At 66.4% G+C, this 14,250-nt stretch carries 14 protein-coding genes; 10 read left to right on the top strand and 4 right to left on the bottom strand.

Annotation, left to right across the window (positions count from 1 at the left end):
- Positions 1–306 (top strand): hypothetical protein (locus tag ACFY10_RS21380; protein ID WP_390666725.1); only part of this gene is annotated, 306 nt, incomplete at its 5' end.
- A 127-nt stretch (positions 307–433) separates the two neighbouring features.
- Here the strand turns inward: ACFY10_RS21380 and ACFY10_RS21375 are convergent.
- Both ACFY10_RS21375 and ACFY10_RS21370 read right to left on the bottom strand, forming a co-directional pair.
- On the bottom strand, positions 434–709 hold the full coding sequence (locus tag ACFY10_RS21375; protein WP_390666749.1) for a ribosomal protein L7/L12: 276 nt from the start codon (positions 707–709) through the stop codon (positions 434–436).
- A 1,367-nt stretch (positions 710–2,076) separates the two neighbouring features.
- Entirely contained in the window at positions 2,077–2,931 is an 855-nt protein-coding gene (locus ACFY10_RS21370; protein WP_390666724.1) for a hypothetical protein, read from the bottom strand.
- Positions 2,932–3,392: 461 nt separating this feature from the next.
- Here ACFY10_RS21370 and ACFY10_RS21365 point away from each other — a divergent pair, with 461 nt between their 5' ends.
- The 9 genes from ACFY10_RS21365 (at position 3,393) to ACFY10_RS21325 (ending at position 12,764) form a co-directional block, all read left to right on the top strand.
- The gene (locus ACFY10_RS21365; RefSeq protein WP_390666723.1) at positions 3,393–3,707 is read left to right on the top strand and encodes a hypothetical protein; all 315 of its coding nucleotides are present in this window, start codon (positions 3,393–3,395) and stop codon (positions 3,705–3,707) included.
- A gap of 168 nt (positions 3,708–3,875) precedes the next feature.
- Positions 3,876–4,157 (top strand): hypothetical protein, encoded by a 282-nt coding sequence (locus ACFY10_RS21360; RefSeq protein ID WP_390666722.1) that lies wholly within the window; start codon positions 3,876–3,878, stop codon positions 4,155–4,157.
- 161 nt (positions 4,158–4,318) lie between these two features.
- Positions 4,319–4,609 (top strand): hypothetical protein, encoded by a 291-nt coding sequence (locus tag ACFY10_RS21355; protein WP_390666721.1) that lies wholly within the window; start codon positions 4,319–4,321, stop codon positions 4,607–4,609.
- Between the two features lie 542 nt (positions 4,610–5,151).
- Positions 5,152–6,045, top strand: coding sequence for a hypothetical protein (locus tag ACFY10_RS21350; protein WP_390666720.1), 894 nt, complete (start codon positions 5,152–5,154; stop codon positions 6,043–6,045).
- A 349-nt stretch (positions 6,046–6,394) separates the two neighbouring features.
- A complete protein-coding gene (locus ACFY10_RS21345) occupies positions 6,395–6,871 on the top strand; it encodes a hypothetical protein (RefSeq protein WP_390666719.1) in 477 nt (158 codons plus the stop codon).
- 68 nt (positions 6,872–6,939) lie between these two features.
- Positions 6,940–7,176: a hypothetical protein gene (locus tag ACFY10_RS21340; protein ID WP_390666718.1), complete on the top strand. Its 237-nt coding sequence runs from the start codon at positions 6,940–6,942 to the stop codon at positions 7,174–7,176.
- A gap of 8 nt (positions 7,177–7,184) precedes the next feature.
- Entirely contained in the window at positions 7,185–7,667 is a 483-nt protein-coding gene (locus tag ACFY10_RS21335; protein WP_390666717.1) for a hypothetical protein, read from the top strand.
- A 120-nt stretch (positions 7,668–7,787) separates the two neighbouring features.
- Complete coding sequence (locus ACFY10_RS21330; protein ID WP_390666716.1) at positions 7,788–8,138, top strand: hypothetical protein; 351 nt, start codon at positions 7,788–7,790, stop codon at positions 8,136–8,138.
- Between the two features lie 15 nt (positions 8,139–8,153).
- On the top strand, positions 8,154–12,764 hold the full coding sequence (locus tag ACFY10_RS21325; protein WP_390666715.1) for a hypothetical protein: 4,611 nt from the start codon (positions 8,154–8,156) through the stop codon (positions 12,762–12,764).
- A gap of 144 nt (positions 12,765–12,908) precedes the next feature.
- Here the strand turns inward: ACFY10_RS21325 and ACFY10_RS21320 are convergent, their stop codons facing one another.
- The gene (locus ACFY10_RS21320) at positions 12,909–13,826 is read right to left on the bottom strand and encodes a hypothetical protein (RefSeq protein ID WP_390666714.1); all 918 of its coding nucleotides are present in this window, start codon (positions 13,824–13,826) and stop codon (positions 12,909–12,911) included.
- Between the two features lie 2 nt (positions 13,827–13,828).
- Entirely contained in the window at positions 13,829–14,230 is a 402-nt protein-coding gene (locus ACFY10_RS21315) for a hypothetical protein (RefSeq protein WP_390666713.1), read from the bottom strand.
- Positions 14,231–14,250 lie beyond the last annotated feature (20 nt).

Genomic DNA, 14,250 nt, shown 5'->3' with positions numbered 1-14,250 from the left:
GTTGAGACGTCAGACATCTCGATCAACAGCTCGGGGGCCTCGCTCGTTGCGCTCCTGAGCCGTCACCTGATCAGAGGCCAACTCGAAGAAGCTCAGTCTCATGTCGTTGCCGCCGAAGGTGTCGGCTACCAGGAGGCCGAGATGCAGGCCCGCGACTACCTTCGAGAGGCCACCGAGATCACCAGCGGCTTCCGCCGCACGCTGATCTTCCGGGGCGCTCCCCTCACGCTCCCCGACACCGACGGTGGGGCCTGGATCGACGCCCGTCCCACCCAGCTTCCTCAATCGCGGCGGGAGGCACGGTGACTGGCCCAGGGCAAGAAGAAATAAGCTGGAACGATCAAGGCCCCTAACTGCGGTTTATCCGCTGGCAGGGGCCTTGTTGCTGTGCTGGGGCCGTCTCTGGGCCGTCAGCCGGTTGATCGGGCCGTCCTCAGGACTTCAGGAAGTCCGGCTCCGGCTGTTCTCTCGTCTCTGCCTGCGCTCCGGCATTGCGGAGGGCTACGACGGCGGCCGTGGCGTCTTCCTGGGATACGCCGTCGAGAATCACGGCGGGAACCTGCGTCGCCAGAACCTTGCTGCGCCAGAGGCTCAGCCCCGTCAGCCGGCGCACGACCTGAGCGACCTCCAGCACGCGGATGCCAGGGTCGGTGAGCACTACGTCGTGGGGCACGTCGTCGCACACCAGCAAGAAGCACTCGTCTGCCAGTCGCGTGTCGAGTCGCCGTGTCGAGTCGCCGTGTCGAGTCGCCGACTGAGTTACAACTTTCTCTCCGGGTTCAAGGCGGCTCGCTCCGCTCCCCGCGCGCGGCACGGCCCCCGGCCGGGCCTGCGCTCCTCCGCCGCGCTCCAGCCCGGCCGGCGCCCGTGCCGCGCTCACGCGTGATGTCGCCGAGACCGTGAGAGTGCGCCGCAGGTACTGCGATGCTCAGAACGAGCCTCCGGCGAGGGCGCTCAGGCTCCGAGATGGACGGGGCGCCGTTCGCGAGTGCCGACACGCAGCAATCCTCAAGTCTTCCTCTGAAAACGGGGGTTCGCCGTATCGGGGGACCCATCCTCGGGAACATTGCTGCCGTGAAGGCGCCATTCTGACGCTGCATTGTTCAGGGCTACTGCGCTAGATTGCCTGCCGTCATTTAGGGAGAATTAGACGAAGGAAATGAATCTATGAATATCGCCTGGCAGCAAGCAATTTCGATAGCTTCACCAATTATTGCCCTAACGTCGGTCTTCTTCGTCCGCCGCTCTAGTCAAACAGCACGGAGGGCGCTTGAGCTGGCGCGCAGGACAGGCCAAACATCGTACGAGTCCACGAAAACTGCGTACTCCCCGGCAGTCAATCTATTTCTGACAAAGATAGAGTACCGGCCTCCTACGCCCCGCGAACTAGGAAGCATGCTGGGAGCGGAATCCCGCAAGTGGGCAACAGAATGGGATAAGGACAGCCTAGAAGTAGTCATTGAAGGGAGAATCATAAATGTCCTCCCTCATGAAATTCTCCTGACCTGTCGCGATCACGAGAACTCGGGGAGGAGGGTGTGGTACAGCCATCGGAATCAGTCGGTATTCATCGTTGGCGGTCGTGAACTAGAGCTCGGCACAATTGTCTTGCCGCCGGAACAAGAGACCACGTTCCTGTGGATTGACCGCAGACCCAGGGAAGAATGGATCGCTATCCATAGCCTCCATTCCAGAAACATATGGAACGACCCTGGGCTTGAGATACCAAGACTGACATTATTCGAGATAATTCAAGCAATACTCCGACGCGAACCATTCGTTTGGAAACGCGAAAGGAAGGTGAAGCGTTCCGGGTTCCGTATCACCTGTGAGCCGCGTATGAGACAACGAATGGCCACCGTGTGGGAAGCGGAAGTGGTCCAAGGGCCAATCCAGCCAGCTGGACGCAATAAAGACGACTCTGTTGCGTTCGAGGAACGCAAAGAAGTGCTGAGCGGCCCTCTGGACGATCGCGTCGTACACTATCGGGTTGATTTTGATACAACCTTGGCCTCGGTGATACCGCCCAAACGCCAATGGCTTCCTGGTCGCCAGATTTAGGATTTCCTGGTTGGGCTATAGATCATTCACTATTCCGGGCTCGGGAATAGGCGACGGTGGCTGCTGGCGCAATGTCCTCCACTGTTCAATCGTCTCCCCGATTAGCGAAGGGACCAATTCTCCGGCAACAACTGCCTGGATGAGCACATCGTTTGCCTCCCTCCGTTTTGCCACACCCGCCAGCAAGCAAGCCGCGGGAACAAGGAGAGCAGTACCCCAAAATGGCGACTGGGATACAGACAATGCGATCAGTAGCACCGTCAAAGCAGCCCCCACGCCAACCCGAAATTCAGCCTCAGCTCGATGCCTATCATGCTCGGCATAAATCTCGGGATTTGACACCAGGAGCTTAATTCTCAACTGATCCTGCTCATAGGCCAGTCTAGTCTCTATAGCCTTGTACAGCCTTCCTTCTTCCGAAGGGATTCCCCTCTGTGTTGCCCAAAGCGCCCTTATGCGGGCTTCTGGCTCATCCGAAAGCGAGGCATAGAAATCCCCGTATCGAACTCTCCCATAAGAGACTTCATGCAATTGAGAAAATATATTGCTCGCTAAATCCGCGCGAGCCATTTCGCTAATATTCAGAACCAGGACGGGCGGCGTGAAGGGCATCTTTATCCATTCGAAAAGCCATCTCAGGAATAGCCCTGAAAGGATCCCCATCAAGTATGCAATGAAGGAGCATGCGGCAAGCGCTGCAGGTTTTCCGGTAAATAAGTATAGGTCGTAGATCGACTTTAATAACCCCTTGACTTCACTTCGTGGGGGAAGGTATTTTCCGAATAGGATCCAGGCCGTGAAGGAATATATGAAACCGGTGGTCAACGGGGTCCGTACATCACGCAGCCCTGGCAGGATGTTCGTCAGCACGCTGATCATTCTGGCCCACGGGCGGCAGTACAGTCTTGGGGACGCTGAAACACCCCTGAGGTGCTGCGGGCCGTACTGCAGCGAAGTCCAGCAACCACCACGACCGCAGCCAACCACCAACGCCTTCGATGGCTGACTGACCAGCCCTCAATGACCTCCCAGCCAGTAGTTCGGAACGAAGAGGTCCGTGCCAGACGCGTGCCAGATCCAGCGGGGAACCACGGGGAACACCGGGGCATCGAACGATGGCCCACCCGGGCGCCAGCGCCCTTAGCCACAGGCCAGCAGGGCAACCCAGGGCAGAAGACACGAGCTTCCCAAGCTGATGTGCTCCGCGTGGCCCTCGTACTGGTGTCTCGGTCCTCACTGCAGAGGGAGAGCGTTCAGCGTGGCGTCGCATTAGCTCAGCCCTATGACGGCACTCTGGCGACCCATCAAAGGCTGGCTGAGGAGATGGTCCCGTGACGAGGTCCGACCAAGTGCAGATGTCGAAGCTGCCAGCTGGCTACGCCCAGTTGGCGCTGAGTCCTGAACGCCTTCTCGACGCCCCCCTGCTCGAGCTTCTCGCGGAGCTGGACGTCACGCTCGATGAGTCTTCGATCACCGACCCAAGTTTCACGGGTGCTGTCGTGGTCACCCGAGGCCGTGTGATCCTTTCGATGAGGGCAGGCCAACCGGACTGGGAGCGCGACGCCGTTGCACGAGTGCTGTTGGGACGCGTGTTCGACGTGCCGTTGTCGCCGTTGCCTGAGCCGTACCGCATGAGCGAGGTCTGAGCCGGCGGCTATCTGGGCCGTCTCTGGGCCGTCCGACGCTGCTCGGCAACAGCCAACGACGACCGCTGTCGACCTCTCAGGCGCAGCCGTCTACCGACCTGACCAGCAAAAACCCTGCTCCCCAAGGTCCCCGACAAGACCCCCGAGAAGAAGACGTACCTGGACGACATGGTCTTCGAGATCATGGGGGTCCAGGAGGTCACGGAGAAGAACTGGACCGAGCTGCACTTCCGCCTCAAGATGTACTCGGCCAACGGCCTGTTCGCGAACGGCTTCGTCCTCACCCCCGAACTCGCGCACGCCCAGATCAGCTACAAGAACGCCTCCGTCACGCCGAAGACAGCCGCCCAGTTCAAGAACCAGTTCTGGACCGGCCGCCAGCGCGATGCGGCCAGCGAGGCCAGCAAGTGGCTCAACGAGCGGGACGAGAACGCCACGGCGACGCGCTGAGACGCCCCGCACCAACCCGGCAGGCTCAGCGCCGCTGAACCAGGACCCAGATTCCTGGAGCCGTTCCTCGTCCACCGGCCCGCGGCTTGCTGCCTTCCTCGCCCGCCAGCCTCAGTGGGCCGGTGCCCACATGAACCGTCTCGATCCAGAAGGGAGGAGCCATGCTCGAGGAGCAGCAGATCGAGACCACCCTGATCGGCGAGATCGCTGATCATTTCACTGGCTGCGGCGACGGCCAGGTCTCCCAGGCCGGCCTGGTGATCGACCATGCCGACCAGCGGCAGGGAGAAGTTGTCATCCAAGGCTACGACCGAGAATCTCAGACCCGCTTCACGGCGACAGCCCACGTACGCGTGACCCCGGAACCGAGGGCCACCACCACGCCCCTCCCGAGGGAACACGAGGAACGGCACGAGGTCGGCCTCCACGAAGGCGATCCAGAACAGGGCTGATCCCCAGCAGCGCCTCAGCCCCCGCGGGACGCGTCAGTGCGGGCAGCCGGTACCGCATGCGCGACGAGAAGATCGCCTTCCGAGGCGGCCACCAGGGGCGGGCTCGGCACACGGATATCGCGATCCACGAGTTCAATGAACTGGATTGGCAGCCCTGTGAGGGCCGAGGGGGACGCGCCAACGCCTCGCGCTCGGTGTGCAAGCGCGACGCGCGTCGCGCCCAGCTCCCCGGCCCCTTCGAGGGCGAAACCCAGCCGACCGCAGGCATTAGCGGAACGGCTGGACGCTGCAGGGTTCTTCAGCCCAAAGCCGGGCCGAGCCGTCCAGCTGCTGCCGACTGGCCGAGCCAAGGCCTGATCGATCTGCTGGCCCACGAGAACGTGACGCTCGTCTGGCCCTCAGGTCTATACGAATTGAGTCGGGCCGGTGCAACACACCCCCGGACTCCAAGCTGAGGCCTCGCGCTCCGGCTGCGCCGGGTCCCGTCCAGAAGACCTCGGAATCATCCACGTACTGATCAACTGCACGTACAGGGGGCCACCATGGCATCCACCAAGCAGCACTCGATGCGGGACGCCCTGCGCCGCGAAATCGTCGGCACCGTTGGCCTGCTCACCGACGAGCAGGACTTCACTGCAATGCGGCGCTACCGCACCTTCCCTTTTGACGACCACGAGTCCTATCTACAGGAGGCGGAAGCCGTGCTCCGGAGTCGTGCGGCCGAAGGCGGCCACACCACCATCGCGCTCTTCGACCCCGAGGAATACGCAGAGTTCTGCGCCGAGATGGGCCTCGACCCCGACGCCTCGGCCAGCCGCACCCGCTTCACCGCCGAACTCGCCACCACCGGCCCCACCCTTCCCTACGAAGGACAACCCCTGTCCGAACTGCTCCCCGACCTCGTTGACGAGGCTGTCCGCAAGGCCACCTGGGAGTACGCGTCCACCGCGCTCGCCCGCATAGGCCCCTGCGCCACCTGTGGACAAGACATCGGCCGCGCAGCCTTCGCCCACGCCTCGGAACTGCTCGTGCGCATCCTCGACACCGCCGCCCCCGGTGACCACCACCTCGTATGCAGCGTCTCCGCCGCGCCCGAAACCCTCGTCGCCGTCCTGCACGCCGACGACAATGCCGACGGCGACACACAACTCGACGAGAGCGAAGCGCTGGAATTCACCACGGTCCTCGCCCTCGGCATCGCCATACACCGCGCTGGAGGACTCGTGATGCGCACCAGTGCCCCCGGCACGACCGACCGGGTCTATGGCTGGCGACTGCGCGGAGACGGACTCCAACCCCTCACCGCTGGCGAGGTGTTCGACGCTTACTGCACCGACATCGAATCAGGAGACATCGTGTCCCCGGATTCGGGCGTCGACTACTGCGAGCCACCCGACCTGGGTGACGCGGGGCAGCCGGGCGGGCACACGCACTGAACGCGCCAGGGGCGCCCCACCCGCAGCTTGACGCGCCCCTTGGATCAGCCCGTCGGTCTGTCAGGCCCTCTGGCCTGACCGGGACGGGTAGTTCCCCGACGACGACCGGTGTCGCCTGCCCATCGACGCACAGCCTGCTGTGAACGGCGGGGGCGTGACGTCATACCTGCCCACGGCGCGCCAGAGGCCGTGGTCCACCCGGGCGAGCGCGCCGAAGACTGGGACTGACCACTATCCCCTCGTAAAGCAGCAATCTCGACGGCGGCGAGCGGTAGCCCTTGCGTTGCCCTGCACATTTCCGACATTCACCCTCGCGGCGATCAACACGAGAAAGAAGGGAGAGGCCCTCGTGGAGCGGTTCATCGTTCATGAAGAGGAGGCTCGTAAGTGGCTGACTGACCTTGTGGTCGCCCACGAAATCGACATGAGCTTTGGCGAGATGGGCTCCGAACGGAGCGCGGACTCCCCGCCGATAGGGATGGCCTGGAGGCCTATGGACCCTGGCGAGGAGGACAGCGTGTTCCTCCTGGTCCGTGCGGCGCAGGAGGTCGGCGTGGTCGCTGGTTCGGAGGAGATGACCATCACCTTCGAGTTCATCGATGATGGAGACCAAGGAGTCTTCCGGTGGCTCCTGGATGTCGTGGCACCGACGCCGCTGAAGGTGGCAACGATGTCCGAGGCGATGGCCGTGCTCGGGGAACCGGAAGCGTCTGGAGTCGAAGCCGCCATGGCCATCCTGCATGAAGCCGTCCAGACGGCTAACCTCCTCGTTCAGCAGCTGTCGGACCATGTCGCGGCGAGGAAAATGCCGGGCCACGGCAGCTGACCGCCGTGCCGAATACCTTCGGGCCTTTCGGACGCGGGAGACTGCCAGTGAGCCTGGAGGTTGGACCGGTGCAGATCGACCTGAGCGCGGTGCGGCAGACCGTGCAGGATCTAGCCGAACGGCTGGAGGAGCTCGACGGCACGGTGGTGGACGAAGCGCCGACGCGTGCTGGATCGCGCCAGCGCACCGAGGTGAGCCGCAGCCTGCAGTACCTTGCCCACCTCTGTGACAAGAGCTCTGTGGAGGTCATGGAGGTCTTCTACGCCTTCAGGCGCTGGGACGGGGACCGGCCGGCCGGGAAGTGAGCAGCCGGATGATCCATGTCACCGAGGTCCTGCTGCGCGACGTCACGGGCCGGCTGGAGCGAGCCATCTGCGAGCGGGACTGCCCGGCGATGGTCGCGCTGCAGGGAGACCGGACCCTGGTGCTCTCCGACTACGACTATCTGCGAGATGATCCGACCGCCCAGGCATTCGAACACCGCGCGGCGGACAAGGCGCAGCAGATTCATGCCGTCCGCTTCGCCTTCGTCGTCCCTCAGGTGTGGCTCTTCGCCCCGGACACCGTGTACGGCCGGGCAGTTGCCAACCTGCCCCTGAGAGAAGGCGAGCAGGAACTCATCGCCTGGATGAGCTTCGACGCGGACGACGGGGTGGACTACGGCTATCTTCCGTATGTACGCCGCCCGAGTGGCGAGCCCGTCTTCGACGATCACACGGTAATCACCGTCCCGGTCCAGCCGTACGACGAGTACCCGGGGCGCCACCTGCTGCGAGCCCTGACGCAAGGCCGGTGAAGCTGCTCGCGCACCGTCCCCGTCGGTGAGAGCCGGTGGACAGCAGCCTGATCTGACCTCTGCTGGGATACGCTGAGATGGTCCGGGTCCAGGACGGAACAGTCATGTGGGGAGGGTGAGTTGAGCGACGCTGACGCCGAGACCGAGCTTGCCAGCGCGGACGGGGACGGGCGGACACTGCCGTTCTGGGTGTTGAGCAACGAGGACGGCAGCGGGGACGCGATGGGGCTGTTCGGCCGGGACGCCGATGCCGTGCTGCGGCAGGTCCCGCTCGGGCCGCTGCGCAAGAACCTCGCCGAAACCGTCGCGGCGCTCCAGCAGGTCTTCGCGGACGTGGCCGCGCAGGGTGGCACGCTCCCGCTGCGGGAGGCGCAGCTCCAGTTCCAGGTGACCGCGAGCGGTGGCGTCCAACTCGTCGGCACATCCCAACTCCAGGGCTCGCGCGCGCTCACGCTGGTCTTCCGGCAGTAGACCCTCGCACGCGCGATGGGACGGAGACGAGCGCTCCTGATCGGAGCGAGTGATTACGAGGCGCCGGGCATTGCCTCCCTGTCCTTCGTCCCCGCCGACCTGGCTGCCCTAGGCGAGGCCCTGGAACGTCGCGGCTTCGAGGTGACCGTCCCCACACCGAAACGACAGGTCGGCCGCAACTTCGTCAACGTCGAGATGGCGCGCTTTCTCAAGCGGGCTCGCACGGGCGACGCACTGCTGGTCTGCCTGAGCGGCCACGGCGTGCACTCCGCCGGCCAGGACTACTTCGTCCCCGAGGACGCGCATCCCGAGATCGAGCCCTTCGAGGACGGCTGTGTCGCCATCGACTGGAAACGGGACCTGGAGCGATCGCTCGCCGACCACATCGTCATCCTCGTGGACGCCTGCCGCGAGGGAATCGAACGCGATGCCCAGGCCCTCAGCGGGATCACCGGCTGGAGCCGACGCAAGGTCGGCATGGCACTGCGCCGCAAGGTCGCCTACGTCTACGCCTGCTCACCCGGCCAGGTCGCCCGCTTCGTGGGCCCCGCCGAGCGTGTCCAGGAGGGCGCCGACTGCGGCACGCGGCCCGGGGAGTCCTTCAGCCTCTTCTCTCGAGCGGTGAGCGACGTCCTGCTGCACCATCCTGGCGCATTGAACCTGAGCGTTTTCCAGGGGCACGTCCAGGCCCGCGTAGAGGAGCTCCACCGCGCGTACGGCAAGACAGACCTGCAGCAGCTGCGCGTGGTGATGCACGCGGCCGGCGACCCGGACGACTTCACGGTTGTCGGGCCCGCACCGGAGGCGGACGGCGACGACGCGGCCCTGGCGCTGTCCGTCCGCACCGCCGTCGGGACCGTCGGCGCTGTCTCCGCAATCCCCGATGCCGACGGCGACACCGACCCTGGCGTACGGCTCGCACGGGCCTTGTACAGCTTCCAGTTGCACGGCGACACGGAGCCGCTCCTCGACTTCGCGGTCGACGGGCCGGCTCAGGACGTCGTACAACTCGCCGCCGTCGTACCCGAGTCAGTGCGGGCGCAGATCTGGTCCACGTGCGCTTTGCGAAGGCCGGCGGCTGCGCTGTGCGAGCTGCGCCGCGTGCTGCGGCAGGCGGGGGAGTCGGCACTGGAACTCTCGCTCCTGAACGACGCGTTGCGCCGCCGCGCGCCGCACGAGGTGTTGCGGGACCTCGATGCCGATGAGGTAAGCGGAATCGTGGGTCACGTGACGAGGACATACCCGGCGCCGGCCGTCGTGTCCCTTCTGGACTCCCTGCTCCAGGGCGGCCTGGCGACCGAGGCGGGACTACTCCTGTACGGCACTGCCCGCTGCTCCGTCGATCAACTCCCGTCATTGGTAGTGGCGTTGCGCAGAGCCGGTCTGATGCGCGCGGCGGACCACGTCCTCGCCCATTGCGGGCGTCACTGCCAGGTCGGCGACGTGCCCGCCTTGCTGGCCCTGCTGCGGAGCACCGGACGCCGGTCGGACACCGAGCGTGTTCTGGACGCGGTTGCCGGCCGCCCCACGGCGGAACAGGTGGGGTGCCTGACGGAACTGCGTGCTGTGGGACAGCATGACGACGCCGCCAGCCTGCTGACCCGCGCGGTCACGGCCGGCACGGACACCGTCGCCCCGCTGGCCAAGGCGCTGATCCAGGGTAAGGACACCGCGGCTGCAGCGCTGCTCTTGGACACCGCGGCAGCGCGTCTGCCCGTGTCCCTCCTGACCGAACTCCTGCGCCTGTGGGCTGAGGAGGGACCGGAGGCCGTCCTCCCTCAACTGCTCCTCATGGACGGCATGGTGCGGGCACGCGACTGCACGGATGTCGTGCGGTTGATGCGGGCCCTGAACGCACGCTGGCTCGACCGGCAGGCGAGCGCGCTCCTCGGGCTGTGGACGAAGTACCGTCCCATGACCGAACTGCCGAAGTTGGTAAAGGAACTGTCCAAGACCGGCCACGAGGCCGAGTGCGCATTCGTCCTGGCCACCGTCGCCGCGCGCCGACCGCCGCAGACGGTGTCCACGGCGTTCACGGCGCTGGTCGACGCCGGGCTGGGGGTGCGGGCCGAGCAACTGGTGTGGACGGTCGTCGACCGACGGCCGGAAGAGAACCTGTCCGAGGCGTGTGCGGCGTTGCGCCGGGTGGGAGCGGGGGCGGAACTACGGCGGGCGGTGACAGCCGCGGTCGCGGATCCGTACCGGTCCGTCCTCGAGGTGCTGCCGGCGCTGCGGGCACTGTCCACAACGGAGCCGGCCCGTCGCCTCGGCGCTCCGGACAGCCGTGCAGTGTTGCGAACGGCCCTACGACAGCGGCCTGTTGCCGATCTCGCAGTGCTGGCCCGGGCGTTGTCCGACCAGGGGGACGCCGCCCTGGGAACCTGGCTGCGGCAGGAGGCGACAGACCGGCTTCCCTCGGCGGACCTGGCCGATCTGGTTCTGACTCTGCACGCCGCCGGGGCTGGGGGAGAGTGGCAGGAGCTGCTCCGGACCGTCGGCGCTCGTCGTCCCGCCCAGGACCTGGGTCCGCTGGTTGAGGCGCTGTACGGCGGGAATGCGCCCGGGACGGTGGTCCTTTTGCAGAGCGTCGTGGTCGGCAACAGGACCGGAGCGGATCTGAGCCTCTTCGTCCGTGCGCTGCGTACCCACGGACGGGAGAAGCAGGCTGAGGACGTGCTCGCAATGGTGGGCGAGCGGCACGAGACCGGCGTGGTCGCCACCCTCGTACGAGAACTGACGACTGACGGCAGCCCCGAGACAGCTGTCGGCCTGGCCGAACTCGCCGCCGCACGCCGCCCGCTGGACGACGTGATCGCCCTGGTGACCGAACTGCTCGATGCCGGGGCCGATGCTGCCGCGCAGCGGCTGCTCGAGCAGCTGGCGGTCCGTAGCCCGCGCATCGTCCTCAAAGCGGTGCGCAGACTGCTGGAGAACGGCCGTCACGATGCCGTACGCCGGCTGCTGCGCGCCGCAGCCGGGCTATGCGCCTTCGACGACCTGCGACGGCTGCTGCACCACCTGCGTGAGGCGGGAGTTGACGAAGCTGCGGACCTGGCCGCCGATGCACTCGGCGCGGTGCGTGATCCTTCCGAACTGGCCCTGTTCCTGGGGGAGGAGAGCACCCCGCCCTACGACGAGCGGGAGCGGGTCATGTCCTCGGCGGCCAGGAGCCGGCAGGCCACCGACCTGCTGGTTCTCGCGATACAAAGGGATGCCACGCTCCGCGACTGGGTGCTGGAGAGCCTGGGCATGTACTGTCCCGTCCCGGTCATGGCGGAGATGGCGGAGGCCCTGTTCGCGGACGACATGAACCGGGAAGCCGTGAGCATCCTGGTCGCGGCTCGCGAGCACGGCAGGCTCGAGGATCTGGTCTCTCTGCTGCAGAGCGCCGGTATCACCGACGACGCAGACGCCAGCGGCTCGACGAGTCGCCTGGAGGCCGCGTTCCTTTCCGCTGTGCGGGAATTCTCGCCGCTCGACGGCGTCGTATGGGCACGCCGACTGAGAGAAGCCGGTCTGAACCGGCTCGCCTCGCAGGTCCTGCGAGACGTCACCGCGCGGTCGGCCGAGGAACTGTGCAAGACGTTGAAGGCGGCACAGGAGGTGGAGTGGGATGCGAACGCCCAGGACCTGTTGGAAGAGATTGCTCGCTCGGGCGGGATGGGAAAGCTGACCGGGGCGTGGCGGAAGACGGACCAGGGTACTGCTTCAGCGGAGGCGCTTGAGCTGGTGTTGAACCGACTGCCTTTGCAGCTCTTGGCAGTTGACACTTCGACCGGTGCCTCCGAACAGAAGTGGGCGATGCGGAATTCCCCGGCCGAAGAACTGATTCCCGCCTTGGTCAAGGTCATCGGGGCGAACCGCCGCCTGGACGAGCGTTTGGTGTGGAGATTCTTCAAATGCCGCACCACTGATGACCTACTGCGACTGCTGAAGGCCCTGCGTGATGCGGACCTGGCGAAGAAGGCCCAGGCCGTCCTGACGTACCTGGTACGTCGCCTCGATGCGCGCAAGGTGGCCACCCTTGTACAGGACATGCACGCGGCTCGTGCACACGACGACATCGACCGTCTGCTTGTCGTGGCCGCCCACAACCCGGCGGCCACCCCGGCCGAGTTGCTGCGCGAACTGCGTATGCCTACACGCTTCCCCTCCTCCTACGCGGATCGGCTGCTCCACCTCGTCATCCAGCAGCCCCAGGACAGTTTCCTGCTGGTCGGTCACGCGATGAAACTGGCCGAAGCCGGCTTGTCGGAGGATGGCGGGCAGGTCATCACGGCCTACGCCGAGCAATGTCCCGCGGACCGGCTCGCACCAGCGTTGGTGATCATGGGTTCCGAAAACCTCCGCCAGTGGCGGAGTCTCTTTTCACAGCACGTCGCCACGGGGCACAACCTGCCTGTCCTCCACCGGTTACTGACAGAGCTGTGCCAGGCGGACCAACTCGAGGCGGCCGGTGAACTCCTCTCCGCCGTCGAACGCCACCGCCCCACCGGAGACGCGGAGACGCTCGAAACAGCGCTGGCCTCTGCGGGGCACACCCCCCGTGCGAAAAAGGCGAGCGCTTCGTCGAGCCACGCCGCGACCCACCGACGATTGTTCCTCCGCTTCCGCCGGACAGGGTGACGTGGCTGCGTGTGCACTGCCGTGTTGAACCCGCGCGAGGCGAGGCGCAATAGGTGCATTCAGGTTACTGAAGAAGGTAGCGATCTGCCGTGGGGCCGTGAAGGCGTTCGAGCCGTCCGGGCACTCCGCGACGAGCAAACGTAGTTACCGGCCCAGCAGTCGGCCGATCCGGTCGCCGGTGTCGCGGTCGAGCGGGCCGTTGAGGTCGAGGCCGAGGGTGCGGGCGAGGTTGCCCGCGTGCAGCCGTACGGAAGCGTCCAGGAGCAGCGCGTAAGAGTCGACGGCCACGCGGATCCGGAGCCGGGCGGCTGTTACGAGGCCGAGGGCGACGAATGTCGCGGGCCACCACCACACGGCGAGCAGCAGGTACAAGGCGGCCCAGGCCGGCAGCAGGCATGCCCGGGTCAGCGCCTGCCGGGCGGCGGCGATCTCGACGCGGGCGGTGTCGGGCAGCGTCAGCCACAGCGGGGGCCAGACTGAAGCCAGGTCCATATGGAGGTCGCGCTCCAGGCGTACGGCGACGGAGTGGACGCGATCACCGCTCCACGTGGGCCGGTCCGGGCACTCCACGGAGACGCGGACCATCGCCCGGTACGCCGCGTGCCGCGGTGCCGGATTTACCCGGCCGCCGCCGCGGGCCAGGCGACGGGCGGCCGTGTCACGCAGCCGCTGGTAGTCGGCCTGAGCCTGTCGCCAGCGGCGCTGGCGGCGGTCGACCACGGCGGCCGCGAGCCGGCGCGGGGCGGCGGACCAGCCGCGCCAGTCGGCGGCGAGACAGGCCCGCTCGGTCAGCGATCCGAGAGCCTGGGCGAGCAGACCGACCGCGGCGGCCGCCGCCAGCGTCGCAGCCAGGAACACCAGCTGGCCGCCGACCGTGTGGGCCGCCGGCGCGGCCGCCCAGTCCGAGACCCTGCGGGTCAGCCGCGGCACGTCGAAGGGATGGTCGTGTCCGAGCGCCACCGCCAGCGCCGCCACCGCCAGGTACAGCGCCCCGGGCAGCGCGAGCAGGGAGAGCCAGCGCTCGGCGAGCCGCTTGCCCAGCTCCGAGAGGAATCCGCCCACGACTACAGCCGCGCCCGCAACAAGGGCTCGCCGTCGACCGCGCACTCCGGCGTCTGGGCGCCGGCATCGGGCCACCAGTAGCGAGAGCAGCGGGTGGCCGGGCAGACGTAGACGACCTCGCTCACCGGCGTGACGGCGATCCCCGCCGGGCGCAGCTCCCGGGTGGCCGTCCCCTGCGTGCCGCGCCCGAATAGCCCGAGTGCGTCGCCATCGGCCAGGATCGCCTCGTTCAACTGGTCGAGCAGCGGCGGCCAGGCGTCCGTGCCGGCGGCCGCCTCGGCCAGCAGCCGGTCCAGCACCTGCTCGTCGCCGGCCCCGATGCGGTGCAACTCCTCGCGCAGCGTGTCCCGGTGTGCGCAGACGTACGCCATCGCATCGGCGTGCACGTCCGACAACTCTGTCACGGACCCTCCCGGCATCCTCG

It is taken from the genome of Streptomyces sp. NPDC001401 (assembly GCF_042895385.1).
Classification (GTDB): domain Bacteria; phylum Actinomycetota; class Actinomycetes; order Streptomycetales; family Streptomycetaceae; genus Streptomyces.
This window is presented reverse-complemented; position numbering and strand designations above follow the sequence as displayed.